This window comes from Curtobacterium sp. 'Ferrero' (assembly GCF_002412165.1).
In the GTDB taxonomy this organism is placed as follows: Bacteria; Actinomycetota; Actinomycetes; order Actinomycetales; family Microbacteriaceae; genus Curtobacterium.
Window position 1 is genome coordinate 47433 of sequence record NZ_NXIA01000016.1, and the last position, 25090, is coordinate 72522.

Consider the following 25090-nt stretch of genomic DNA (forward strand, 5'->3'; position numbering starts at 1 on the left):
TTCCGCTCGTCCTGCCCTCCCCAACACTGTCCCACCCGCACCCGTTCCCCCACCCGGTGCATTCACAGTGCGTTCCCAGTGGCCGACTGCGTGGCCCGGTCCGACCGTGCGCTCAGGAGCGTCGGCGGCGCCACGGGGCGCAGGCGAGCAGCACGAGCAGGCCGCCCAGGCACAGCACCAGGGAGAGGTCGCCGGAGAACCGGGTCGCCGGCGTCGTCGACGTGCCGAGCGGGACGTCCGTCACCATCGACGTGGCCGTGTACGCAGGCACCCGATCGATCGTCCGCCCGGACGGGTCGATCACCTGCGAAGCACCGACCGTCGAGATGTTGACGAGGGACCGACCCGTCTCGATCGCCCGCATCCGGGCGATCTCGAGCTGCTGGAGGTTCTCGTCGGTGCCGTCGAAGTCGGCGTTGTTCGTCTGCGCGAGGATGACCTGCGCTCCCCCGCGCGCCATGTCGGTCGTCAGCCCGTCGTCGACGATGTCGAAGCAGATGGCGATGCCGGCCTGGATCCCGCCGACCGGCAGGACGTTCGGCTTGGTGCCCGGGGTGTAGTCCCGCTGCAACAACCCGATCAACGACGGCGCGAGCTTCGAGAAGAACCACCGGTCGGGGACGTACTCGCCGAACGGCACGGGCCGCTTCTTGTCGTACGACGACTGCCACCCGTCGGTCGTCCACACGAAGGACGTGTTGTGCAGCACCCCCGACGACGTCTGCGTGATCGCTCCGGCGACGAGTGGCACGTGCATCGTGTCGACGACCGAGTCGAGGGCCGAGGCCACCACTGGTTGCTGCCGCGGGTCGTACTCGGCCGACGCCTCGGGCCAGACCACGAAGTCGACGCCCTTCGCGGCGAGGTCGGTCGCGGCCACCTGCGCGGCCAACACCTCGCCGGGTGCGGCACCGTCGAAGTACCCGGCCGGGCCGTTGCCCTGCACGGACTCCACGCGGACGGTCCCGCGCACCGCGGTCGGCCACGCCGGGACGGCGAGCACCGCGGCCACGAGCAGGCCGGCCGTCGCGACACGGAACGGGGCGCGCACGGACAGCCCGGGACCGGAGGGGACGACCACGACCAACGACACCACGACGGCGACGCAGTAGACGACCACGAACGTCAGCCCGAGGACCCCGACGTACGCGGCGAGGTGCGCGAACGGCCCCTGCGACTGCGACAGCCCGATGCGGCCCCACGCGAAGCCGCCGTACGGCCAGCTGCCGGAGAACCACTCCCGCCCCGTCCAGAGCGCGGCGACGACGGCCGGCAGCCCCCACACCCGCCCGGCCGTGGACGGGACGGCCCGGGCCACCCACCGGTAGGCGAGCGCGATCGCGACGCTGCCGAGCGCGAGGTAGGCCGCCTCGAAGAGCGCCAGCGCGAACCACGGCACCGGGCCGAGGTACCGTCCTGCCCACGAGATCGCCGGTACCCAGAACGCGACGCCGCCGAGGTAGCCGAGCCACGCCGCGCGGCGCGCACGTTGCCCCATCACCGCGACGAGGAGGCACGCGACCGCCGGGTAGGCGAGGAACCACCAGCCCGGTGACGGGAACGAGAGCGCGAGGAGCAGCCCGCCGATCACCGCCAGGGGGAACGCGACGCCGACCGGCACCGGCCCGAACGGGCCCGCGGGCAGAGTGGTCCCCGTCCCGGGCGCGCCGGCACCCCGCTGTCCGGCAACACGCCGTCCTGCACCGCGCCGACCCGCTCCACGCGCGCGGGAGCCGTGGACCTGCGGACGCGCAGCGGACTCGCGGACGGACACCGTGCCTCCCGTCAGACCGTCGCGTACGCGACGATGCCGCGCCGCACCGCATCCGTCGCGCGTCGCGCGGTCTGGGCGAGATCGTCGTCAGCGGCGTTCCGGATCTGGTCGAGGAGGTCGATGACCTGCTTCGACCAGCGGACGAAGTCGCCGGCGGGCATGTCGAGCGTCCGGAGGACGTCGTCGAGCGCGGAGCCGGAGGCCCAGCGGAACATGCCGACGGCCATCGCGGGCGTCGGCGGCTGCGACCCCGCGAGCCGGGCGTCCCGCTCGATGTCGTCCAGCCGCGACCAGATGGTGAGGGTCTCATCGAGCGCGGGGCGGAAGGCGCCGCGCGGGAGCGCGTGCTCCGTGCCGGGCGCGTCCTCGCGGCGGGGTTGGTAGACGATCGTGGCCGCCATCGCGGCGAGCTGCGCCGGGGTGAGTTCCGTCCAGACATCGGCCTCGAGACACTCGGCGACCAGCAGGTCCCGGTCGCCGTAGATGCGCTGCAGGCGACGCCCACCGGCGGCGACCGTGGCCTCGCCGTCGCCGGTCGCGACGAGGTAGCCGAGCTGGAGCAGCACGTCGGTGACCCGGTCGAAGGTCGTCGCCACCGCGCCGGTCCGGGACCGGATCTGGTGCACGAGCTTGTCGTTGGCGCGCTTGAGCTTGTACCAGCGCTCCGCCCAGCGGGCATGGGCCTCGCGGTCCGGGCAGGCGTGGCAGGGGTGGCGCTGGAGGCGGCGCCGGACGTCGGTGATCGCCGCCTGCCGTTCCGCACGGGCACCGTGGGAGGCCTCGCGTCCGCCGGGGACGTTCGTGCGCTCGAGGTCGGAGAGCTCGCGTCGGAGTGCCGCGTACTCGGTGAAGTCGCCGAGGTGACAGGTCATCGCCTGCTGGTAGCCCTCGAGCGACTCCTGCTGCGACCGCACCTTGCGGGCGAGGTCGACCACGGACCGGTCCGCCTGGAACTGCGCGAACGAGGTCTCGAGGACCTCACGTGTCCGGGCGCGGCCGAACTGGTCGATCAGGTTGACGGCCATGTTGTAGGTCGGCTTGAACGACGAGTTGAGCGGGTAGGTCCGCCGACTCGCGAGCGACGCGACCGCCTGCGGGTCGAGCCCGTCGCTCCACTGGATGACCGAGTGGCCCTCGACGTCGATCCCGCGGCGCCCGGCACGGCCGGTCAGCTGGGTGTACTCCCCCGGCGTGATCGGGACGCGGGCCTCGCCGTTGAACTTCTCGAGCTTCTCCAACACCACCGTGCGTGCCGGCATGTTGACCCCGAGGGCCAGGGTCTCGGTGGCGAAGACCACCTTGAGCAGCTTGCGCTGGAAGAGGTCCTCGACCACCTCCTTGAACGCCGGCAGCAGTCCGGCGTGATGTGCCGCCACCCCGCGCTCGAGTCCTTCCAGCCATTCCCAGTAGCCGAGCACGGCGAGGTCCTCGTCGAGGAGGGTGCGGCAGTGGTACTCCGCCGTCTCGCGGATCTCCCGCCGCTCCTGCGAGGTCGTCAGCGACAGCCCCGAGCGCAGCACGTTCCGGACACCCTGGTCGCACCCGGCTCGGCTGAACACGAAGAAGATCGCCGGCAGCAGCATCCGGTCGTCCAGCATGTGGGCGATCTGTTCGCGGTACAGCTTCTCGGTGCGCGGACCGCGGCGGTCGTGGTACCCGCCGCGACCCCGGCCACCACGGTGTCCGCCCCCGTGCCGTTCGCTGCGGGATGCGCCACCGACGAGCCGCAGGAGCTCCGGGTTGACCCGGTTCGTCGCGGCTGCGCCGCTCGAGTCGAACAGGTCGACCATCTTCGAGCCGACGAGGACGTGCTGCTCCAGCGGGACCGGGCGGTCCTCGGACACGATGACGTCGGTGTCGCCCCGGACGGTCTGCAGCCAGTCGCCGAACTCCTCCGCGTTGCTCACCGTCGCGCTCAACGAGACGAGCCGGACCTCGGTCGGCAGGTGGAGGATGACCTCCTCCCACACCGCGCCGCGGAACCGGTCGGCGAGGTAGTGCACCTCGTCGAGCACCACCCAGGCGAGGTCGTCGAGCAGGTCCGAGTCGGCGTAGATCATGTTGCGGAGGACCTCGGTCGTCATCACGACGACGCGGGCGCGCGGGTTGGCGTTCGTGTCACCCGTGAGCAGCCCGACCTCGGTCTCCCCGTACACCTGGACGAGCTCGGCGTACTTCTGGTTGCTCAACGCCTTCATCGGCGTCGTGTAGAACACCTTGGCCGTGGGCTGCCGCATCGCGAGCCAGATGGCGAACTCGGCGACGATCGTCTTGCCGGCACCCGTGGGCGCCGCGACGAGCACGCTGCGTCCCTGGTCGATGGCACCGCACGCAGCGAGCTGGAACGGGTCGAGGTCGAAGCGCAGGTCGGACCGGAACAGCTCCAGGTTGCGGGAGCGGCTCCGGACCCTGGCCGCCGCGTAGCGCTCGGCGGGGCTGAGGTCCGAGTTCGTCACAGTCCGTACTCTTCGTCCAGCTTCGCCTGCCGCTTCGCCATGCGTCGATCATGCACCCACGCGACTGCGCACGCGGCGATGTACAGCACCACCATCGGCACCGCGAGCAGGAACATCGAGATGACGTCGGCCGACGGGGTCACCATCGCGCAGAACACGAGGATGCAGAGGATCGCGACCCGCCACGACTTGATGATCGCCGATGCCGACAGCACCCCGACGAAGTTGAGCAGCACCAGGAACACCGGCAGCACGAACGCGATGCCGACCGCCACGATGAGCTTGATGACGAAGTTGTAGTAGGCCTTCGCGTCGACGATCGAGGTGTCCTGGCTCGACACGAAGCTGCCGAGGATCTGCACGACGTGCGGGAGGATGTACCACCCGAACCAGCACCCGGCGAAGAACAGCGGGATCGCGGTGCCGAGGAAGCCGAACACGTACTGCTTCTCGCGCCGCACGAGCGCCGGCACGATGAACGCCCAGATCTGGTACAGCCACACCGGGCTCGAGATGACGATGCCGATCGTGATCGCGATCTGCAGCCGGAGGTCGAAGGCCCCGGTGATCATCGGGAAGTTCAGTTCCGCCGTGTGCCCGCCGACCTCGGCCAACTGCTGGACGGGCTGACGGAGGGCGTCGAGGACGAACGGGGTCAGGAACCACCCGCCGACCGCGCAGACGACGACTGCGATCACCGCGCGGAACAGGCGGTTGCGCAGCTCGATCAGGTGCTGCCCGAGCGACATGCGGCCTTCGGCGTCCTTCTTCGGTCGCCCGGGCCGCTTCGCTCGCCCGCTTGCGGTCGTCGAAGCCATGCGCCGATCTTACGGGACGGGTCCGACAGCCAGGTGCGTCCGGTGGGGTCGGTGGAGCGGACGGACGGGAGGCGCGGTGCGGATCCGTCACGTGCCTCCCGTCCGGCGCGGCGCGGGCGGGCGGCGGCGGGGGGCGGCGGGCGCGTGGGTCGGGTCGGGTCGGGCGGCGTTCGAGCCCATCACACCCGGAGTAGGTTGCCGAATCGCTCGTAGGAGGTCGGAAAGAACGACCACCTACGAGCGATTCGGTCACCCACGAGCGAATCGGTCACCCACGAGCGATTCGGCAACGTACGAGCGGAACGGCACACGGCGCGCAAGCACACGGCACGCAGGCACACGGCGCGCAAGCCTACGGGCGACGCGGGGGCGGCGTCAGCCCTCGCCGAGTGCGGCGGCCGCGAAATCGCGGATCGCCTGCCGTGCCGCCGGCGGGTCGAGCACCACCGCGCGCCCGGGCAACCCCGCCACCAGCCGCACCACGCCGTCGAAGCCGTTCGACGCCGCGAGCCGGATCCGCACCCGGCCGTCCGCGTCCGGCGCGTCCGCGGTGTCGGCGAGGAAGTCCGCCACGAGGGGCAACGACGACGAGTCGAGCTCCACCGTGACGATGACGTCCTCCCCCGCCTGCTGGAACAGCGTGTCCGGGATCACCACGTCCGCCGCGGTCTTCGTCGCCGCACGGTCCTCGACCAGGACGCCCGACATCCGGTCGAGCCGGAACGTCCGGAGCGCCTGCCGGTCGAGGTCCCAGGCGCGGAGGTACCAGTCCGTGTCGATGGACTCCACGCGCAGCGGGTCGACGTGGCGGGTGCCGCCCTGCGTGCGCGGGCCGGCGTACTCGAACGAGAGCCCTCGGCCGTCGGCCATCGCCTGCCGGATCGTCGCGAGCGCGGCGTCGTGCAGGTCCTGCCCGACGGCGACGTTCGACGCCGCTCCCCCGGCACCGCGCGACAGCTTCGCCATGAGCGCCCGGATGGCGTCCCGGTCGGCGGCCTCGGGCAGCGCGGACAGGTACTGCAGCCCGGCGATCAGGGCGGAGGCCTCTCGGGCGGACAACCGGGGCGAGTCGTCGATCGCGACCAGGTTCGTCAGCACGATCATGTCGTTCTGGTCGAAGTCGTCCCACGCGATGTCGAACAGGTCGCCGTGCTGGTACTGCATCGTCTCACCGGGCACCCCTGACACCGCGATGAGCTCGACGGCACGCCGGATCCGGGCCTCGGGCACGCCGAAGTGGCGCGCGGCCTCGGCGACGGAGACGCGCTCCCGGTCGATGAGGTACGGCACCAGGGCGAGCAGGAACGCGAGCTTGTCCTGCGCCTGCAACGGCTGCTCAACCACGGGCGGCTCCTTCGTGGTCGGCGACGAGTGCCCGGAGTCGTGCGGTGACGCGGTCGCGGAGGTCGTCGGGTTCGAGCACCCGCACCTCGGGTCCGAACGCCGCGAGCTCCTCGGCGAGGATCTGGGGGTCGACGTGGTGCAGCACGAGCGTGCCGTCGGCCTCGGTCGCGGTGTCCCGACGGCGCGAGAGCCGCCGCTCGGCGTCCGACCCGGGCACGACCCGGATGCGAGCGGTCCGGCTCGCCCAGATGCGGTCGAGCTCGGCCAGGGCCCGCTCCCCAGCACCCGCCGGTGCCGGGTGCTGCCCGACCGCGTACTGGCTGACCGGGCCGACGATCCGCGACAGCAGGTAGTTCTTCTCGGAGCCGGTGGAGAACTCGTGGGCGGCGAGCATCCACCGCCCGCCGTGCTGCACGAGCGCGAGCGGGGCGAGCTCGCGACGGCGTGGCTCGTGCTGGCCCGGGGTGATGTAGTCGAACCGGACGGCTGCGGCGCGGTCGAGGGCGGAGCGCAGCGGCTCGAACGCGGCGTCACGGGCGCGCAGCCGGGGTGCGTAGGCGTCGACTCCGAGCACCGTCGCACCGTCGTCGTCCTCGGCGCCCGCGGAACGGACCTTGAGCAGTGCGCGACGGGAGTCGGCGGACAGGGCGCCCTCACGCCAGGCCATCGCGGCGAGCGAGAGCAGTGCCGACTCGTCCGGCGTGAACCGGACGTCGAGCGGCAGGTCGTACTCGCCCTTCGGGATCCGGTAGCGCAGGGTCTGGTTGTTGCCGGACGCCCCGGGCGTCTCGATCGTCTCGAGCGGGATGCCGAGTTCGCGGACGTCGTCCTTGTCGCGCTCGAACTGCCGCTCGAGCGAGGCGTTGTCGCCGCCCTGGACGTAGCGCTGGCGGTAGCCCTGCACGTTGGCGAGGATCTCGGACTTCGTCAGGCCGGACTCGGTCGACAGCAGTGCCAGCACGAGGCTGAAGAGCCGTTCCTCGGCGGGTACGCGGGGGGCACGGGTCGCTGGCACGGAGCCGATCCTACGGCAGCGCGGATGCACCGGAGTGCACCCGCGCGGCGGTCGGTGGACGGCGACGGATCAGCGCGGCATCACCCCGAGGATGTCCACGACGTAGACGTCGGTGGACCCCTGGTTGTGCACGACGGCGAGGACTTGGTCCCCGACGCGGTGGCCGAGGATCGCGTTCCGGACGCCGTCGATGATCTGCCCCTTGGCGAGCGGCACGGTCTGCGCGCCCGACCCGTCCGTCCAGCTGGACCCGGTCACGCTCGGGTCGGCGGCCCACGTGACGGCCGTGTACTTGATGACCGCGGTGTCCTTCGCGGTGAGCTTCGTCCCGTCGCCCTTCCGGAGCAGGTGCAGCTCGTCGGACTTCGGTGCGCTCCACGACGGGATGGTGATGCCGGGCGCACCCGACGGCGCCAGCACGACCGCGGGCATGCCGTCGCCGGCGAGCTGCGGGGTGCCGGTCGCGCGGGAGTCGAAGGCACGCTCGACGTCGATGACGGCCACCACGGCGTCCTCGGCCTTGCCGGAGGAGCTGCTCGATGAGCCGGTGTCCGTGCCCGACGAGCTCAGCGCGCTCTTCGGCAGTGCGACGGCGAGCCGGTCGCCGACGTGCGCGCACTCGAGCGCCTTGCCGAGCGCCCCGTAGTTCGACGCGCCCGCGGTGATCGGGGCGGTCTGGCCGGAGTAGCCGCTCGTCTGCGCGACCTTGCCGGTCGAGCCGTCGACGAGCGTGTACTCGATGAGGGCGGGCGTGCCGTCGCCGATCTCGCGGCCGCTGCCCTGGCGCAGCACCGACACCTGCGTGCCCGAGGTGGTGAGCCCGTCGGGCACGTTCACCTCCGGCTCCTTCCCGAACGCGCCCGAGGCCGTGACGGCCCGCGACGCGGCACCCGGCTGGGGGCAGCTCGAGGGGGCGGAACCGGCACCACTGGCCGCGCAGGCCGTCAGCGACGCCGCGAGTCCGATGGTGACCAGGAGTGCGGGGATGGTTCGATGCAGGACGGGCACGGTCGGTACTCTACCGGTCGTCTCCGTGCTCCCTGGACGCGGACGACGCCTCGGCCGCCGCCACCCTGCGAGCCTGCGCAGCCGCCTGGCGCGCGACCTTCCGCAGCTTCTTGTCGCTGGTGTTGCGCTCCCCGACCGCGCCGGGGGTCCAGGCCTCGACGTCCTCGTCCGAGAACTCCGCCTTGCCGGCCCGACGCTTGAGGTTCGGCAGCACGACGCCGTCCGCGAGTCGCCGCGCGGTCACCAGGAAGCCGGTGTGCCCGACCATCCGGTGGTCCGGACGGACGGCGAGCCCCTCGACGTGCCAGGTCCGCACGAGCGTCTCGCTCGGCATCGGGTCGGTGAAGCGGCCGGTGTCGCGGAGGGCCTCGGCGGTGCGCGAGAGCTGCGTGACCGTCGCCACGTAGCAGACGATGAGTCCGCCCGGGACGAGCGCGTCGGCCGCGGCGTCGACGCACTCCCACGGCGCGAGCATGTCGAGCACGACACGGTCGACGCTCTGCGGCTCGGTGGCCTCCGGCAGCGCCTCGACGAGGTCGCCGACGGTCACCGACCAGTTGTCCGGCACCGCGCCGAGGAACGTGCCGACGTTGCCGCGCGCGATCGCCGCGAACTCCTCGCGACGCTCGAACGACTGCAGGCGACCGGTCGGGCCGATCGCGCGGAGCAGGAACAGCGACAGCGCTCCGGAGCCGACGCCGGCCTCGACCACGCGTGCGCCCGGGAACACGTCGGCGAACGCCACGATCTGCGCCGCGTCCTTCGGGTACACGATCGCGGCGCCGCGCGGCATCGACATCACGTAGTCGTTGAGGAGGGGCCGGAGCGCGAGGTACTCGTCGCCCGTCGAGGCACGGATCACCGACCCGTCCGGCTGCCCGATCACGTCGTCGTGCCGGAGCACGCCGCGGTGCGTGTGGTACTCGCCACCGGTCTCGAGCGAGAGCGTCGTGAGCTTGCCCTTCGGACCGGTGAGCTGCACGCGGTCGCCGGACCGGAACGGTCCGCGCGGCGGCGTGTGCGGCGCGCCGCCTGCGGTGTGCGGCAGCGACGCTGTCGCGTCGTCCGGACGGGAGGCGCGGATCGCCGCCGCCTCGTCGCCGGCGTGGTCGAGGTCGCTCACCGGGCACCGCCCTCGGTCGCCGCAGCGTCCGCGGGCACGTGCGCCGTGCCTCCCGGATGGTCCGCGCGCGCGGCGAGCGCTGGGCTCGTCAACTCGACCAGTCGGTCGACGTCGACGCCGCCGAGCGTCGTGAGGTGCACGTCGCCGCCGGCGATGTCGGCGAGCGGGACGATGTGCTCGACCGCGACGGTCACGGCTCCGGACGCGACGGCGGACGCGACGCCGGTGGCGGAGTCCTCGATGGCGACGCAGGCGGTCGGCTCGACGCCGAGCTGGGCGGCGGCGGCGAGGTAGGCGTCGGGGAACGGCTTCGGCCGCTCGACGTCGTCACCGGCGACGACGACGTCGAACCCCCGGTCGCCGAGCGCCGCAGCGGTCACGAGCGCCATCGACCGGCGCGACATCGTCACGAGCGCGGTCGGGACGCCGCGGTCGTGCAGTTCCTCGACCAGTTCGCGGGCGCCCGGACGCCAGGGCAGCTCGTCGTGCCGCAGGCGGTCGGAGACGTACTCCGTCATCCAGAGGACGATCTCCTCGACCTCCATGTCCACCCCGCGGTCGCGGAGGATCTCGCCGGACCGCTCGAGCCCGGAGCCGACGAGCGACAGACCGTCCTCGTGCGTCCAGGTCGCACCGAAGCGGTCGGTCAGCTCGACCTGGGACTGCTGCCAGATCGGCTCGGTGTCGATGAGCGTGCCGTCCATGTCCCACAGCACGGCTGCGGGCAGGACTCGGTCGGGGTGCTGGGCGGTCACGGGCGACGAGTCTAGCCGTCCGCGGGTTCCGCCCGGCCGCTCGGGGGTTCCGCTGGCGGCGGACTGCCGCCCGGTCGAGGTGCCTGCGGGCCTACAGTGGATGCCTGGTCAACGTCCCACGCGCGCGGCCCGCTCCCGGACCGCGCCCCTTCCAGGAGGTCCGCCCCGTGCCACAGCACTCCCCCTTCAGCGACGGTCGTCTGCTCGTCGTCGCGTTCGAGGGCTGGAACGACGCCGGAGAGGCGGCGAGCGGACTCGCCCGTCGGATCGTCGACGCGCTCGAGCTCGAGGAGCTGCGCGAGATCGACGGCGAGCGGTACGTCGACTACCAGTTCAACCGGCCGAACGTCGGGGCGGACGACGACGGGGCCCGCGGGATCCAGTGGCCGCGGATCGTGCTCTACGGGCCCGGGGCCGACGGCCGTCCCGTCGTCGGTGCGACCGGCTCGCCGAGCGAACGCGACGTGTTCGTCCTCGTCGGTCCGGAGCCCTCGCGCACGTGGCGCGGCTTCTGCTCCGAGGTCATCGACCTCATGGACGTGTACTCCGTCGACGCGGTCGTGTTCGTCGGCGCCATGCTCGCGGACGTCCCGCACACACGGCCGATCTCCGTGTTCGTGTCGAGCGAGAACGCCGGGGTCCGCGCGGCCTTCGACGTCGACCGGTCGTCGTACGAGGGTCCGACGGGCATCCTCGGGGTGCTCGCCGACGCGGTCGACAAGGCCGGGCTCACCACGCTGTCGCTGTGGGCGTCGGTACCGCACTACGTGCACAACTCCCCCTCGCCGAAGGCCACGCTCTCGCTGCTCGACAAGATCGAGGAGCTCACCGACGTCACGGTGCCGCGCGGGTCCCTGCTCGACGACGCGACGGAGTGGGAGGAGGGCATCGACGCCCTCGCGGCCGACGACGAGGACATGGCCTCCTACATCGGGCAGCTCGAACAGGCCCGGGACACCGTCGACTCCCCCGAGGCCTCCGGTGACGCGATCGCGCAGGAGTTCGAGCAGTACCTCCGCCGTCGGGAGCGCAAGGACGGCAAGGACGGCGGCACCGCCGGTGGCGAGGGGTTCCGGCCGCCGCAGCAGTAGGGCTCCGCGGGCGAGGCCGGCGCGGCTTGCCCGGCCTGCCCGCCCTGCCGAGGTTCCACGATTTCGGCATCCCTGCGGCCCGGCACGCTGTCCGTGGAACCTCGCCGGACCGCGCGCGGCGTGTCGTGCCCCCCCGTCCCGGCCCGTGCGCCCGGTCGCACGAAGTGTCGCCCGACGTGCCGGCCGACCGGACGTGCGACCGGCGCGGCACGCGTAAGGCACGTCGCGCGACCAAGTCCCCCGTCGACCGGCCTGGAGGCACGACGCGCCCCCGCCACGCGCCTCCCGTCCGGCCCGTGCGCTTGGTCGCACGAAGTGTCGCCCGGCGCGGCGTCGGGCCGACCGATCGTGCGACCAGCGCGGCACGCGCACGGCACGTCGTGCGACCAACGCGACCCGTCGACCGGACTGGAGGCACGGCGCGACCCGCCACGCGCCTCCCGTCCGGCCCGCGCGCCTGGTCGCACCATGTGTCGCCTGACGCGGCGCCAGCCGACCGATCGTGTGACCAGCGCGGCACGCGCATGGCACGTCGTGCGACCGGACCGGAGGACGGCGCGCCCGCGTCAGCCCAGACGGATGCCGAGCAGCGCATCGATGACGTCCACGAGGTCCGGCGTGGCAGCCGTACCGCCCGCGATCGCCGTGTCCACCGCGGCGACCGCGCCCGGGGTGTCGAGGTCGTCCGCCACGCGTGCCCGGATCCGGGCGATCACGTCCGCCGCGTCGTCCGCGTGCGACGGGGTCCGTCCGGCGGCCCAGTCGTCCCAGGTCGCCAGGCGCCTCGCCGCCGACTCGAGTTCGCCCGCGAACCACTCCCAGTCGTCCGAGTACCGGTGGGAGAGGAGCGCGAGCCGGATCGCCCGTGGGTCGGCGCCCTCGTCGAGGAGCCCCCGCACGGTGACCAGGTTGCCGAGCGACTTCGAGATCTTCGAGCCCTGGTAGGCGATCATCCCGGTGTGCACGAACGCGCTCGCGAGCGGCTGGTGCGCGAGCGCGGCGGCGTGCCCGGCACTCATCTCATGGTGCGGGAAGACGAGGTCACTGCCACCGCCCTGGACGCTGATCGGCAGCCCGAGCTTGTCGCCCGCGATGACGCTGCACTCGATGTGCCAGCCCGGTCGGCCCGGTCCGAGCTCGGTGTCCCAGCTCGGCTCGCCGTCACGGGCAGCTCGCCAGAGGAGCGGGTCGAGCGGGTCCCGCTTGCCGGGCCGCTCCGGGTCGCCGCCGCGCTCGGCCGACAGCGCGAGCATCGTCTCGCGGTCGAGTCGGCTCTCGTCACCGAGCGCCCACGCCTCGGTCGGACGGTGCACGTCGAAGTAGACGTCGTCGCCCTCCGAGTCGTCCGTCGGCACGTCGTACGCGTAGCCGGTCTCCTGCAGGAACGCGACTGCCTCGGCGACGCGCTCGACCTCCTCCGTGACCGCCACGTATTCGTCCGGCGGCACGATCCGGAGCGCCTCCATGTCGCGGCGGAACAGGTCGATCTGCGACGCTGCGAGCTCCCGCCAATCGACGCCGTCGCGCGCGGCACGTTCGAGCAACGGGTCGTCGACGTCGGTCGTGTTCTGCGCGTAGTCGACGTCGAGCCCGGCGTCGCGCCACGCGCGGAGGAGCGTGTCGAACGCCAGGTAGGTCGCGGCGTGACCGAGGTGCGTGGCGTCGTACGGGGTGATGCCGCAGACGTACAGCGTCGCCCGCTCGTCGCCTCGGGTCGGGTCCACGGGCCTCCCGGCGGCCGTGTCGTGCACGACGGGGCGCGGACCGGTTCCGGGGACGGACGGGACGGACGGGGCCTCCCAGGCCCTCACGGCTGGATCACACCAAGCGACAGCAACACGAGGAGAACGATACCGAGTGCGATCCGGTAGACCACGAAGGGGAGGAAGCTGCGCTTGCTGATGTAGTTCATGAACGCGGCGATCACGACGAACCCGACCGCGAACGCCACGACCGTCGCCACCAGCGTGTCGACGAGCCCGAACGGCGCGCCGGTGTCGCCGAGGCTCGTCGCGGCCTCGTACAGACCGGACAGGAACACGGCGGGCACCGCGAGCAGGAACGCGAACCGTGCGGCGGCCGGGCGGGTGTAGCCGAGCGCGAGCCCCATCGAGACCGTCGCGCCGGACCGGGACACCCCGGGCACGAGCGCGAGCACCTGCGCGAGGCCGATCAGGATGCCGCCACCGAACGTCATGTGCTCGATGCGCCGGACCTTGCGGCCGACGACGTCGAGGACCCCCAGCACGATGCCGAAGACGATGAGGACGACCGCCACGATCCAGAGCGACCGGAACGTCGTCTCGATCGTGTCCTGCAGCAGGAGCCCGGCGACGCCGATCGGGATGGTGCCGAGGATGACGAGCCAACCGAGGCGGGCGTCCGGGTCGTTCCGCGGCACCGTCCGGCCGGACAGCGAACGCGACCACCGCGCGATGATCCGCGTGATGTCCTTCCAGAAGTAGATCAGCACGGCGGTCTCGGTGCCGAGCTGCGTGACGGCGGTGAACGCCGCCCCCGGGTCCTCGGCGTCGGGCAGGAAGAGCCCGACGATCCGCAGGTGCGCGCTCGACGAGACGGGGAGGAACTCGGTGAGCCCCTGGACGAAGCCGAGGAAGATCGCCTCGAGGATGTGCATGGCACCGGCCTTCCGGAGGGAGGTCTGTCAGGACACCGCCACGAGGGCGACCATCGAAGATATCAGTACGACGCGAAGAGGTCGCCGAGGACCCGCCGACCGAACGCGAGGGCGTCGAGCGGCACCCGCTCGTCGACCCCGTGGAACATCGCCGGGAAGTCCACGCCCGCCGGCAGCTGCAGCGGCACGAACCCGTAGCCGGCGATGCCGAGCGTCGAGAGCGCCTTGTTGTCGGTCCCGCCGGACAGCAGGTACGGCAGCACCGGGGCGCCGGGGTCGTGGCGCCCGAGGACGTCACGGACCGCGTCGACGAGGGGGCCGCCGAACTCCTGCTCGAGGCCCACGTCGCGGAAAGACGTCACGACCTCGACCTCGTCGCCCGCGAGCTCGCGGACCCGGGCGAGCACGGCGTCCTCGTCCCCCGGCAGGCAGCGGATGTCGATGAGCGCCTCGGCGGCGTCGGGGATCACGTTGTGCTTGTACCCGGCCGTCAGCACGGTCGGGTTCGTCGTCGTGTGCAACGCCGCGTGGATGAACCGTGATGCAGAACCGGTGGCGAGTGCGACCTCGTCCGGGCCGGTCACCGCCGGGTCGACCCCGAGGAACCGTGCGACCTCGGCCACCATCGCGTCGGTGGTCGCGGACAGGCGGACCGGCCATTCCTCACTGCCGATCCGTGCGACGGCCGCGGCCAGCTTCGTGACCGCGTTGTCGCGGATGACGTGTGATCCGTGCGCGGCGGTGCCGGTGGCGACGAGCTTGATCCACATCAGGGCCTTCTCGCCCGTCTGGAGCAGGTAGGCGCGCCGGTCCCCCAGCGTGATCGAGTAGCCCCCGACCTCGCTGATGGCCGTGTCCGCCCCCGCGAACACCTCCGGGTGCTCCTCGACGACGTGGTGGGAGCCGAGCACCCCGCCCGCTTCCTCGTCGGCGAAGTAGGCGATGACGAGGTCGCGCTCGGGTGCGCCCTGCGCGGCGATGACGTCCGCCAGCGACGTCAGCATCATCGCGTCCATGTTCTTCATGTCGACGGCACCGCGGCCCCACAGCATGCCGTCGCGGACCACGCCGCCGAACGGGTCCACCGACCAGTTCGCGGGGTCCGCCGGGACCACGTCGAGGTGGCCGTGCACCACCAGGGCCGGCTTGTCGCGGTCACGCCCCGGCACCCGGGCGACGACGCTCACCCGGTCCGGCTCGGACTCGAACAGCTGCGGTTCGAGTCCGAGGTCGCGGAGCTTCGCCTCGACGTAGTGCGCGGCCTCGGTCTCACCGCGGGACTTGCCCTCGCCCCAGTTGGTCGTGTCGATGCGGATGAGGTCACGAGCGATCGACGCGGTCTCCTCGAGCTCGAGGTCGGATGCCGTGCTCGCCTGGGGGTCGGTCATGCGGCCACGCTACCGGCCGGTGCCGACACCCCGCGTCCGCACTCGTCCCCGGAGGCGTCGCCAGCGGGGACGCGCCCGGGATGCACGACCGTGTTCATGGCCCGTTCAGACCCGTGCTAGTGTCTTCTCTCGGCAGGAACGCCGGGGAAACACCCGGAAGACCGGCCGGCAACTGGATCAACACCCTGTCCGGGTGGCGGAATTGGTAGACGCGCTAGCTTGAGGTGCTAGTGCCCGTATTAGGGCGTGGGGGTTCAAGTCCCCCCTCGGACACGCGAAGAAGATGCCCCCTGGCCTTGCGGCCAGGGGGCATTTCGCGTTCGTGCTCCTCGGCGAGGATCGCCATCGCGCCGCTCACGGCGACGGGTCCGCTCGGTGCGGTGAGCTCGCGGAACGCACGCGGTTCGACGCGGCACGCGTCGAACGACGCGCGGGAGGTCGAAGCGTGCGCGTTTCGTGGGGCCACGGCCACGGCCACGGACGGACGGGAGGCGCGGTGCCAGCCGGCACCGCGCCTCCCGTCCGTCACGTGGTCGCGTCAGCTCTTCGACGCCTCGACGAAGTTCTGCCGCGGGTCCGTCTCCTTGATCAGCGACGTCGCGTCGCGACCGGAGACCGCGCCGGTGACCCAGCCGATGATGATGCGGGCCTTGCGGTTGAGCGTCGGCATCGCGTAGACGTGGTACGCACGGTGTGCGAGCCAGGCGAGGAGGTTCGTCATCTTGACGCCCTTGATGTTCGCCGCGCCCTTCGCGACGCCGTACGAGGCGACGGTGCCGATCGACGGGTGGCGGTACTCCTCGAGCGGCTTCCCGGTGATGGTCGCGACGATGTTGTCCGCCGCCACCACGGCCTGCCGGACGGCGTTCTGCGCGTTCGGCGGGTAGTACGCCGGCTGCTTCTCGGCGGTCAGGTCGGGCACCTGGGCGACGTCACCGAGGCCCCAGACGCCCGGGACGACCTCGTGGGTGTCCTCGGCCTCGACCTGCAGCTTCGCGTTGGCGGCGAGGTGCCCCTTCGGGCCGCGCGGCAGGTCCGAGGCGTCGAGCAGCGGGTTCGGCTTCACGCCCGCGGTCCAGACGAGCAGGCCGGCGGCGAACTCGTCGCCGTCCGAGAGCTTGATGACCCCGCCCTCGGCGCTCGGCATCGTCGTCTTCAGCCGGACGTCGATCCCGCGGGCGCGCAGCGACTCGAGGGTCCACTTCGACAGCTCGGGACCGACCTCGGGGGCGACCCGGTCGAGGGCGTCGATGAGGACCCAGCGGGGGTGCTCGCCGGCCAGCGACGGGTACGTCCCGATCGCGGCCTGCGAGACGTCGAAGAGCTCGCCGATCGCTTCGACGCCGGTGTAGCCGCCGCCGACGAAGATGCTCGTCAGCAGGCGTCGACGCTCCTCCTCGTCGCGGGTCGCCGCGGCCTTCGCGATGTTGTCGAGCAGCTTGGCGCGGACGTAGGCCGCTTCCTCGACGCTCTTGAAGCCGACGCCGTACTCCTCGAGCCCGGGGGTCGGGAACGTGCGCGTGACCGAGCCGAGGGCCACGACGAGCTGGTCGTACCCGAGCGTGCGGTCGTCGCCGCCCGCCGTCGAGATCGACACGGTCTTGTCCTTCGACGAGATCCCGGTGACCTTGCCCTGGATGACGCGGGTGCGGCGGAGCGCCCGTCGCAGCTCGACGGTGACGTCCTTGGGTGCGATGTGTCCGCCCGCGACCTCCGGCAGGAACGGCAGGTACGTGTAGTAGGTGTTCTGGTCGACGAGCGTGATGCGCATCGGGACCGTGGCGGCGTGCTTCTGCAGCTGCTTGACGGTCGTGTAGCCGGCGGCGCCGCCACCGAGGACCAGGACGTGCGGGATCGAATCTGCCATGCGTCCGGTCTACCGGAACTTCCCCTGTGTCGTCATCAGGCCGCGCCGCTCGGGCCGGAGCGCGCAGAACGTCGGCGGTGCCGCACGAGGTCGGCCGAGCGCACCAGTCGCAGCGCGGTGACGAGCAGGACCCCGCCGAGCACGTTGAACACCAGCGTGTAGCCGAACCACCCCGCCCACTGCCCGTAGGACACGTCGGCGCCGGCCTGGATCGCCCCGAACACCAGGAGCGAGTCGAGGATCGAGTGGAAGAGCTGCAGTCCGGAGAGCAGGAACCCGCCGACGACGGCGGCGACGATCTTCGCCGGGTCGGAGTCGGTGCCCTGCTGCATGCGTGTGACCAGGGTGATCGTGCTCCCGCCGAGGACCGCCAGCACCGCGACCTGCAGCCCGAACGGCGCGTCGACGTAGTGCCGTGCGGCCTCCTCGAGCTCGTCGTGCCACTGCGGGAATGCCTGCACGACGAGCCACATGAACAGCCAGCCGCCGGCGAGGTTGCTCAGCAGCGTGCCGACCCAGAGCCGAGCGAGCTGCACGACGGTGCCCTCCCGGGCGACGAGCGCGACGATCGGCAGGAGGAAGTTCTCGGTGAAGAGCTCGCTGTGCGCGAGGTACAGGGCGATGAGGCCGATGCCGAACGCGAGACCGGCGAGCAGGTGGCTGTCGGTCTCGTGCAGGACGGCCAGGTACGCCATGACACCGAGCCCGATCTCGAGGCCGCCGGCGAGCCCGGTCGCCACCACCACGCGGGTTGTCCGCTGGAGCCGTTCGGCACCCTCCTCGACGACCGCTTCGAACGAGTCCTCGATCTCGTCCTCGACAGGGGCGTCGCTCTCGCCGAGCTCTCGGCGTCGTTCATCGCTCACGTCGGCGACGCTAGTCCGGGGCGCTGGGGCCGGTGTCGGCCGACCGCCCTGGTGCGCCGCGTTCCCTGGTGCGCCGCGTTCCCTGGTGCGCCGCGTTCGCTGGTGCGCCGCGTTCCCTGGTGCGCCGCGGGCCCGGGTCAGCCGCGTGCCCGCTGGAGCGCGTCGAGCGTCGGCTCCAATAGTCCGCGCCGCCGCTCCGGGGCGACGTCCTCGAGCCGACGGGCCAGCCGGACGGCGGCCTCGAGCACGATCGGGTGCTCGCTGCCGTACGTCAGCACCGACGCGAACACGGAGTCGACGAGCTCCACCACCGCCGGCCACCGCGGCACCACGCGGACGCCGCCGTCGTCGTCGCAGTAGGCCGTGACCGGCTCGCGGCCGCGCCAGAGCGGCACGAGCGCGGTGGCGGACAGGTCGAGCGCGCTCACGGCGGTGTACGGGTCGTTGGTGCCCGACGCGAGGCCGCGCACGGCGATCTCGACGAGCTGCTGCAACGCGAAGCCCACGTCCTGCAGCGGCGTGCGGGCGCTGCCGAGGGCGACGGACGAGCGCAGCAGACCCCGGAGGGCCCGCTCCGCCCGGTCCTGCGCCGTCCGGTCGCCCGCGGTGCCGTCGCGCTCCGTGCCGTCGTCGGCCGGGCGGTCGGGGCTGTCCGGCAGCGTGACCCGCCAGACCGGGTCCCCGACGATGACGTGGTCGCCGGGCATGGCGACCACGTCGATCCGCGCGTCGTGGTCGGCGGCCCATGAGACGAGCGCCGCCCAGTGCACCGACTGCACGTACCCGTCACCGGCGGTCCGCACGACGATCGCACACCCGTCGGCAGGCGGCCCGGTGACCGCTCCGGTACGGACACCCTCGTCGTCGCCGTCGCGGTACACGGCGTCGACGACTGCCTCGAGGTCGGTCTGCACCTGCTCCTGGAGCGAGGTGATCTGGGTGCTCGATGCGATGTGGTGGATGAAGAACACGAGCACGGCGACGTCGACGACCCCGAGCAGGACGGCGACGTGGATCGCGACGACCGGGACGAACGCGTCGCCGTCGTCGACCGCGGTGTGCACGGAGCGCAGCACCACCATCGCGTAGAGGAACGTCGACGTGAACGCGGCCAGGACGAACTGGTTGGCGCGGTCGGCCATGAAGTTCCGGACCAGCCGCGGGCCGTAGGTGGACGACGTCGTCGCGAGGACCGAGATCGTGATCGAGAACGACGTGCCCGCCACGGTCAGCATCGCGGTCCCGATCGTGGTGAGCACGGACCGGCCACCGCTCGCGCTGAGGGCGTCGAGGAACGTCAGTCGGGTACCCGCGTCGACGAGGGAGCGGTCGAGCAGCACCAGCAGTTCGGCGAGGACGATCGCGCCGATCCCGAGGACCGCCGGGAGGAACCAGAACGATTCGCGGATCCGGAGCAGGAGGGTGTGCATCACCCGAGTCTGTCGGAACGCGCTCGGACCGGTCTCGGGGATGCGGTGCGGCCCGATCCGGGGTGTCGTCCGGGTCAGTCCCGTGAGCGTCGGTCGCGCAGTCGCCACCACGCGGTCTCGGCGAGCTCGGGCCCCGTGTAGACGCCGTGCTGCGTCCGCCGCGACTCGGTCAACGAGAACCGGCGCAGCCGGTACCCGCCGCCGAAGCGGTCGATGATCGCCTCGGGCGACGACTCCGGGTCGCGCCGCACCAGCCAGGTGCGGTCGTCGACGGGCTCGATCACGCGGGGGTCACCGGCGCCCGCCGATCCGCGAGCGCAGCACGTCGATGCGCTTCTGGATCTGCTCGACGCTCGCCTGCGCGACGGCCGGGCCGCCACTGATCCGCCGGAGCTCGGCGTGGATCGCGCCGTGGGGCTCGTTCGAGTGGCGCGACCAGATCGACACGAGCCGGGCGAGCTCGGAGCGCTGTTCCTTGAGGGTCATGTACATCGGACGGGCCTCGTCGACCTTGGGCTTCGGCAGTCCGTCCTTGGCCTGGCGTCCCTTCGAGCGCTTCGCCTGCGACGCCTGACGAGCCCGGAGGAGGTCGCGCACCTGGTCGGGTTCGAGCAGCCCGGGGATGCCGATGAAGTCGAGTTCCTCGAGCGAGCCGACCTCGCCACCGGAGCCGAACTCGCCGCCGTCGTAGAGGACTCGGTCGAACGACGCCTGCGAGTCGAGCGCCTCGAACGGCTGGACCTCGAGGAGGCTCTCGGAGGCGCGGTCCTCACGATTCGCCTCGGCGACCATCGCGTCTTCCGGGTTGTAGAGGCCGTCGTCGGCGTCCTTCGGCCGGTCGAGCGCGTGGTCCCGCTCGAGTTCGAGCGACGCCGCCAACGCCATCAGGCTCGGCACGCTCGGCAGGAACACCGAGGCGGTCTCGCCCCGGCGCCGGGCCCGGACGAAGCGCCCGATGACCTGCGCGAAGAACAGCGGCGTGCTCGCACTGGTGGCGTAGACGCCGACGCAGAGCCGCGGGACGTCGACGCCCTCGGACACCATGCGGACCGCGACCATCCAGCGCGAGTCCCCCTCGGCGAACGCCCCGATCCGCTCCGAGGCCGCGGCCTCGTCCGACAGGACCACGGTCGGCCGCTCGCCGGTGAGCTGTTGGAGGATGCGTGCGTAGGCCCGTGCCGTCGTCGTGTCGGTCGCGATGACCAGTCCCCCGGCGTCGGGCACGCCGCGCCGCACCTCGGTCAGCCGCTTGTCGGCGGCGGAGAGCACGGCGGGCATCCACTCACCCTCGGGCGCCAGGGCGGTGCGCCACGCCTGGGCGGTGATGTCCTTGGTGACCTGCTCGCCGAGCGAGGCCGACATCTCGTCGCCCATGCGGGTCTTCCAGCGCATCTGCCCCGCGTAGGCCATGAACAGCACCGGGCGGACCACGCCGTCCTTGAGCGCCCGGCCGTAGCCGTAGTTGTAGTCGGAGATCGACGTCCGGATGCCCTGCTCGTCCGGTGCGTACTGCACGAACGGGATCGGCGCGGTGTCGGAACGGAACGGCGTTCCGGAGAGCGACAGGCGGCGGGTGGCCTTCGTGAAGGCCTCGCGGATGCCGTCGCCCCAGGTGAGCGCGTCGCCACCGTGGTGGACCTCGTCGAGGATGACGAGGGTCTTGCCGCCGGCCGTGATCCGCTGGTGGACCTCGGGGTTCATGCCGACCTGCGCGTAGGTGATGGCCACGCCCTGGTAGTGCCGACCGAACATGCCGTCGCCGTTCTTGAACATCGGGTCGATGCGGATCCCGACGCGGTCGGCGGAGTCGGCCCACTGCCGCTTGAGGTGCTCGGTCGGTGCGACGACGACGATGCGGTCGACCGTGCCGCGCGCGAGGAGCTCCGTGGCGAGCCGGAGCGCGAACGTCGTCTTGCCGGCACCCGGCGTCGCGGCGGCGAGGAAGTCGCGCGGCTCGGTCTCGAAGTACTTCGTGAGGGCCTCGACCTGCCAGGCGCGCAGCTTCGACGCGGTGCCCCACGCGGCGCGGTCCGGGAACGCCGGCGAGAGGTGCTCGGCCGCGGCGTTGCCGGCTGCTTCGGCCTGCGCCGCCGCCGCGTCGTGTGGCCGCACAGCGGACCCGTCCGACGCGTCGCTCCACAGCGTCGCGGCCTGGTCCTGGTTGTCGTACTCCGCTGCGCTCACTCCACCCGATTGTACCGTCACGCCGGGTCCTGCCGGGCGTGCGGGGCACGCTGCTCGGGCGCGTTCCGCACGAGCGACGCCGGTCGCAGCACGCCGGCACCGAAGCGCGCGGCCACGGCGTCGACCGTCGTCTCGGTCTCACGCCACGGCGCGTCGTCGTCCCACAGGGCGTTGCTCGCCGCCGCGGGTACGAGGTTCTCGCCGCGGACGCCGATCAGGCGGATCCGGTTGCCCGGACGGTGCAGCACGTCGTACAGCTCGACGGCTTCGCGGTGCAGCCGCTTGGCGACGTCGGTCGGCTCGGCCAGGGTCCGTGACCGGGTGAGCGTGGTGAAGTCGGTGTAGCGCACCTTGAGCGCGACCGTCCGCGCCTGCACGTCGGCACGGCGGAGCCGGACGGCCACCTTGTCCGCGAGGCGCAGGAGTTCGCGGGCGACGTCGTCACGCTCGGTGAGGTCGTGGCCGAACGTGACCTCGTGCCCGATCGACTTCTCCCCGACCCCCGTCTCGACGACCCGGGGGTCCCGGCCCCACGCGAGGTCGTGGAGTCGTTGCCCGCCGGCCGGCCCGAGCGCCGAGACGAGGGACGCCAGTGGGGTGGTGGCGAGGTCGCCGACGGTGCGGATGCCGCGCCGCTCGAGCGTCTCCTGCGTCTTGCCGCCGACGCCCCACAGCGCCGACACCGGCTGCGGGTGCAGGAACGCGACCGTGTCGTCGGCCGGCACGACGAGGAGCCCGTCCGGCTTGGCCCGGCTCGACGCCAGCTTCGCGACGAACTTCGTCGCCGCCGCGCCCACCGAGCAGTGCAGACCGGTCTCCGCGAACACCGCTCGGCGGATCGCCGCCCCGATCTGCCACGGGGTGCCGTAGAGCCGGAGGGCGCCGGCGACGTCGAGGAACGCCTCGTCGATGCCGAGGCGCTCGACCCGCGGGGTGAAGCGGTCGAACACGGCCATCACGGCAGCGGACTGCTCGCGGTACTTCTCGAAGTGCGGTTCGACGACGACGGCGTTCGGGCAGCGGCGCTTGGCGACCGCCATCGGCATCGCGGAGTTCACGCCGTACCTCCGGGCCTCGTACGTGGCGGCGGTCACCACCGAGCGGTCGGAGTCGTGCCCGACGATCACCGGCAGGCCGACCAGGTCGGGCCGGTCGAGCAGTTCGACGGAGGCGAAGAAGGCGTCCATGTCGACGTGCAGCACGGTGGCGGTCACGTCGTCGACGGGCGCGTCGGAGACGAGCCGGTTGCGTCCGTCCTGCTTGCTCACACGGCGATGATGCCACCGACCGCCGACATCGACGTCCCGCCCGCTGCCGGCACCGCGGGCGGGCGCTTCAGCCGACGGGTCCGAGCAGGCCCGCGGCGATCGTGCGCGCGGCCGAGTCCCGCGTCGACGGGTGGTACTGGCCGGCCCGGACGTCCCGGGCGAGGCGCGCGAGCTCGCTGCCGGCGCGGTACGCCGAGCCGCCGACGACCCGCAGGGCCTCGTCCACGACGCGCTGCGTCGCGTCGACCGTCCGGGCCTTCGTGCCGACGAGCAGCGGGAACCAGCGCGGCCCGTGGTCGACGAGGTCGTCGACGTCGCGGGCGAGCGTGTCGACCTGGAGCGCGACGGCGTCGACGGCGCCCTGCGCGTCCGCCAGGGCCCGACGGACGTCCGGGTCGCTCGACCGCGGCGTGCCGTCGAGCGCGGTCCGCTCCCGCACGGCCGCCACCGCGAGCTGCACGGCACGCTCGGCGATGCCCACGTACACGGCGGCGACGAGGAGTTCGAACGCCGCGAACACGCCGAAGGTCAGCGGGTCCTGGTTCGGCCCGACCGGCAGCGTGCGGACGATCCGTCCGGCGGGCACGTGCACGCCCTCGAGCAGGGTCGTGCGGCTCTGCGTGGCGCGCATGCCGAGCACGTCCCAGTCGTCCAGGTGCCGCACGCCGCCGTCCGACCGCAGGACGAAGCCGTGGACGAGGACGGGTTCCGGCCCGGAGGTGTCCTTCCCGAACACGCTGAGCACGTCCCACGCCGGGGCGAGCGAGGTGGAGACCTTCGTGCCCGTGAAGCGGTAGCCGCCGTCGCCGTCGGGCTCCGCCCGCGTCAGCGAGTCGAAGAGCACGGCGTCGTTGCCGGGTTCGCTCACCCCGAACGCGAGCAGGTGGTCGTCCGCCGCGTGGTCGGTGACTGCCTGGAGGAACGACTCGCCTCGCGCACGCACCGCGCGAGCCGCCTGCACCCAGACCTGGTGCATCCCCAGCCCGAGCGCCGTCGCCGGCGCCGCCTGGGCGAGGGTCCGCTGCACCGCCGCGGTCGCCCGCAGCCCGAGGTCGCTCCCGCCCTGCTCCGACGGGACCCCGAGCCGGAGGTAGCCGGCGGCGCGGAGTTCGTCGAGGTCCTCGACGCAGAACGCGTTCGCGGTGTCGTACCCCGGCGCCCGTGCGGCGATGCGCTGGAGGAGGTCCGCGGGGATCGGGTTGGCCGTGCTCATGCCACGAGACTAGGGTCCGAGACGTGTCAGAACGTCATCCGTGGTCCAGGTACGTCGCGATCGGTGACTCGTTCACCGAGGGCATCGGGGACCCGGACCCCACGGTGCCGGGCGGCAACCGCGGCTGGGCCGACCGCGTCGCTGAGGTCCTCGCACACCGCGCTGCGACGACCGGTGCCGGCGACGCCGACTTCGCCTACGCGAACCTGGCCGTCCGGGGGCGCCTGCTCCGGCAGATCATCGACGAGCAGGTCGAACCCGCGCTCGCGCTCGGACCGGACCTCGTCACGGTGTCCGCCGGCGGGAACGACATCATCCGCCCCGGCACCGACCCCGACGCGCTCGCCGAGGAGGTCGACGCCATGATCGCCCGGCTCCGGAGCGACGGCGCCACCGTCGTGATGTTCACGGGTCCCGACGTCGGCATGACCCCGGTGCTCGGCATGGTCCGCGGCAAGACGGCGATCTACAACGAGAACCTCCACGCCATCGCGTTGAAGCACGGCGCGGTCGTGGCCGACATGTGGGCGCTCCGGGTCCTCCGCGACCCGCGCATGTGGGCTCCGGACCGCCTGCACCACTCCCCGACCGGGCACGCCACCGTCGCGGCCGCGGTGCTGGACGCGCTCGGCGTCGAGCACGAACTGGCCCCGTGGACTCCGGAGCCGCTGGAGGCACGCCCGTGGCGGGAGGCCCGCGCCGAGGACCTCGGCTGGGCGAAGGAGTACCTCGTGCCGTGGGTGGTCCGGCGCATCCGGCACACGTCCTCCGGCGACGGGATCAGCCCGAAGCGGCCGACCCTGCAGGCGGTCGGCCGGCGCTCGGACACGCCCTGATCCGACCCGTGCGGCC

Annotated in this window: 20 protein-coding genes and 1 tRNA gene; 3 read left to right on the forward strand and 18 right to left on the reverse strand. The window is 72.4% G+C overall.

Annotation, left to right across the window (positions count from 1 at the left end):
• Positions 1 to 112 precede the first annotated feature (112 nt).
• The 8 genes from lnt to Csp2054_RS13605 all read right to left on the reverse strand — a co-directional run bounded on the left by lnt (position 113) and on the right by Csp2054_RS13605 (position 10293).
• Complete coding sequence (gene lnt, locus Csp2054_RS13570; protein WP_255252751.1) at positions 113 to 1621, reverse strand: apolipoprotein N-acyltransferase; 1509 nt, start codon at positions 1619 to 1621, stop codon at positions 113 to 115.
• Between the two features lie 164 nt (positions 1622 to 1785).
• A complete protein-coding gene (locus Csp2054_RS13575) occupies positions 1786 to 4230 on the reverse strand; it encodes a DEAD/DEAH box helicase (protein WP_096899952.1) in 2445 nt (814 codons plus the stop codon).
• Positions 4227 to 4979, reverse strand: a complete 753-nt coding sequence (tatC, locus tag Csp2054_RS13580; protein ID WP_096899954.1) for a twin-arginine translocase subunit TatC — start codon at positions 4977 to 4979, stop codon at positions 4227 to 4229. Before tatC ends, Csp2054_RS13575 begins: the two co-directional genes overlap by 4 nt.
• Positions 4980 to 5423: 444 nt before the next feature.
• The gene (locus Csp2054_RS13585; protein WP_096899956.1) at positions 5424 to 6392 is read right to left on the reverse strand and encodes a helix-turn-helix transcriptional regulator; all 969 of its coding nucleotides are present in this window, start codon (positions 6390 to 6392) and stop codon (positions 5424 to 5426) included.
• Positions 6385 to 7407, reverse strand: coding sequence for a helix-turn-helix transcriptional regulator (locus Csp2054_RS13590; protein WP_096899957.1), 1023 nt, complete (start codon positions 7405 to 7407; stop codon positions 6385 to 6387). The genes Csp2054_RS13585 and Csp2054_RS13590 overlap by 8 nt, the downstream gene beginning before the upstream one ends.
• Before the next feature lie 69 nt (positions 7408 to 7476).
• Positions 7477 to 8415: an FKBP-type peptidyl-prolyl cis-trans isomerase gene (locus Csp2054_RS13595; protein ID WP_096899959.1), complete on the reverse strand. Its 939-nt coding sequence runs from the start codon at positions 8413 to 8415 to the stop codon at positions 7477 to 7479.
• A 10-nt stretch (positions 8416 to 8425) separates the two neighbouring features.
• Positions 8426 to 9463: a tRNA (adenine-N1)-methyltransferase gene (locus Csp2054_RS13600; RefSeq protein ID WP_096900016.1), complete on the reverse strand. Its 1038-nt coding sequence runs from the start codon at positions 9461 to 9463 to the stop codon at positions 8426 to 8428.
• Positions 9464 to 9534: 71 nt separating this feature from the next.
• On the reverse strand, positions 9535 to 10293 hold the full coding sequence (locus Csp2054_RS13605; protein WP_255252752.1) for an HAD family hydrolase: 759 nt from the start codon (positions 10291 to 10293) through the stop codon (positions 9535 to 9537).
• Between the two features lie 167 nt (positions 10294 to 10460).
• Here Csp2054_RS13605 and Csp2054_RS13610 point away from each other — a divergent pair, with 167 nt between their 5' ends.
• Positions 10461 to 11384: a proteasome assembly chaperone family protein gene (locus Csp2054_RS13610; protein ID WP_096899961.1), complete on the forward strand. Its 924-nt coding sequence runs from the start codon at positions 10461 to 10463 to the stop codon at positions 11382 to 11384.
• Between the two features lie 566 nt (positions 11385 to 11950).
• Here Csp2054_RS13610 and mshC read toward each other — a convergent pair.
• From mshC to Csp2054_RS13625, 3 genes are all read right to left on the reverse strand, one after another.
• A complete protein-coding gene (gene mshC, locus Csp2054_RS13615; protein WP_096899963.1) occupies positions 11951 to 13195 on the reverse strand; it encodes a cysteine--1-D-myo-inosityl 2-amino-2-deoxy-alpha-D-glucopyranoside ligase in 1245 nt (414 codons plus the stop codon).
• The gene (locus Csp2054_RS13620) at positions 13192 to 14022 is read right to left on the reverse strand and encodes an undecaprenyl-diphosphate phosphatase (protein WP_096899965.1); all 831 of its coding nucleotides are present in this window, start codon (positions 14020 to 14022) and stop codon (positions 13192 to 13194) included. Before Csp2054_RS13620 ends, mshC begins: the two co-directional genes overlap by 4 nt.
• 62 nt (positions 14023 to 14084) lie before the next feature.
• Positions 14085 to 15410 (reverse strand): M20/M25/M40 family metallo-hydrolase, encoded by a 1326-nt coding sequence (locus tag Csp2054_RS13625; protein ID WP_096899967.1) that lies wholly within the window; start codon positions 15408 to 15410, stop codon positions 14085 to 14087.
• Between the two features lie 187 nt (positions 15411 to 15597).
• Here Csp2054_RS13625 and Csp2054_RS13630 point away from each other — a divergent pair.
• Positions 15598 to 15683 (forward strand) — tRNA-Leu (locus Csp2054_RS13630).
• Positions 15684 to 15948: 265 nt separating this feature from the next.
• On the opposite strand, the gene Csp2054_RS13635 is transcribed toward Csp2054_RS13630, so the two are convergent.
• From Csp2054_RS13635 to Csp2054_RS13665, 7 genes are all read right to left on the reverse strand, one after another.
• Positions 15949 to 17277 carry an NAD(P)/FAD-dependent oxidoreductase gene (locus Csp2054_RS13635; protein ID WP_096899968.1) on the reverse strand — a complete coding sequence of 443 codons (1329 nt, stop codon included), beginning with the start codon at positions 17275 to 17277 and terminating at the stop codon, positions 15949 to 15951.
• 35 nt (positions 17278 to 17312) lie between these two features.
• Entirely contained in the window at positions 17313 to 18143 is an 831-nt protein-coding gene (locus tag Csp2054_RS13640) for a formate/nitrite transporter family protein (protein WP_096899971.1), read from the reverse strand.
• A 137-nt stretch (positions 18144 to 18280) separates the two neighbouring features.
• The gene (locus Csp2054_RS13645; protein ID WP_141399269.1) at positions 18281 to 19573 is read right to left on the reverse strand and encodes a DUF2254 domain-containing protein; all 1293 of its coding nucleotides are present in this window, start codon (positions 19571 to 19573) and stop codon (positions 18281 to 18283) included.
• 74 nt (positions 19574 to 19647) lie between these two features.
• Entirely contained in the window at positions 19648 to 19857 is a 210-nt protein-coding gene (locus tag Csp2054_RS13650) for a hypothetical protein (RefSeq protein ID WP_096899975.1), read from the reverse strand.
• A gap of 7 nt (positions 19858 to 19864) precedes the next feature.
• Positions 19865 to 21685, reverse strand: coding sequence for a DEAD/DEAH box helicase (locus Csp2054_RS13655; protein WP_096900020.1), 1821 nt, complete (start codon positions 21683 to 21685; stop codon positions 19865 to 19867).
• A gap of 89 nt (positions 21686 to 21774) precedes the next feature.
• Complete coding sequence (gene dinB, locus Csp2054_RS13660; protein WP_096899976.1) at positions 21775 to 23025, reverse strand: DNA polymerase IV; 1251 nt, start codon at positions 23023 to 23025, stop codon at positions 21775 to 21777.
• Positions 23026 to 23092: 67 nt separating this feature from the next.
• Entirely contained in the window at positions 23093 to 24238 is a 1146-nt protein-coding gene (locus tag Csp2054_RS13665) for an acyl-CoA dehydrogenase family protein (RefSeq protein WP_096899978.1), read from the reverse strand.
• Positions 24239 to 24261: 23 nt separating this feature from the next.
• On the opposite strand from Csp2054_RS13665, the gene Csp2054_RS13670 reads away from it, so the two are divergent.
• Positions 24262 to 25074 (forward strand): SGNH/GDSL hydrolase family protein, encoded by an 813-nt coding sequence (locus Csp2054_RS13670; RefSeq protein ID WP_096899980.1) that lies wholly within the window; start codon positions 24262 to 24264, stop codon positions 25072 to 25074.
• Positions 25075 to 25090: the final 16 nt, after the last annotated feature.

Excerpts from the sequence above, each read along its gene's own strand:
- Csp2054_RS13665 (WP_096899978.1), bottom strand. The coding sequence starts at position 24,238 with ATGAGCACGGCCAACCCGATCCCCGCGGACCTCCTCCAGCGCATCGCC.
- Csp2054_RS13635 (WP_096899968.1), bottom strand. The coding sequence starts at position 17,277 with ATGGCAGATTCGATCCCGCACGTCCTGGTCCTCGGTGGCGGCGCCGCC.
- Csp2054_RS13645 (WP_141399269.1), bottom strand. The coding sequence starts at position 19,573 with ATGCACACCCTCCTGCTCCGGATCCGCGAATCGTTCTGGTTCCTCCCG.
- Csp2054_RS13620 (WP_096899965.1), bottom strand. The coding sequence starts at position 14,022 with ATGCACATCCTCGAGGCGATCTTCCTCGGCTTCGTCCAGGGGCTCACC.
- Csp2054_RS13625 (WP_096899967.1), bottom strand. The coding sequence starts at position 15,410 with ATGACCGACCCCCAGGCGAGCACGGCATCCGACCTCGAGCTCGAGGAG.
- tatC (WP_096899954.1), bottom strand. The coding sequence starts at position 4,979 with ATGTCGCTCGGGCAGCACCTGATCGAGCTGCGCAACCGCCTGTTCCGC.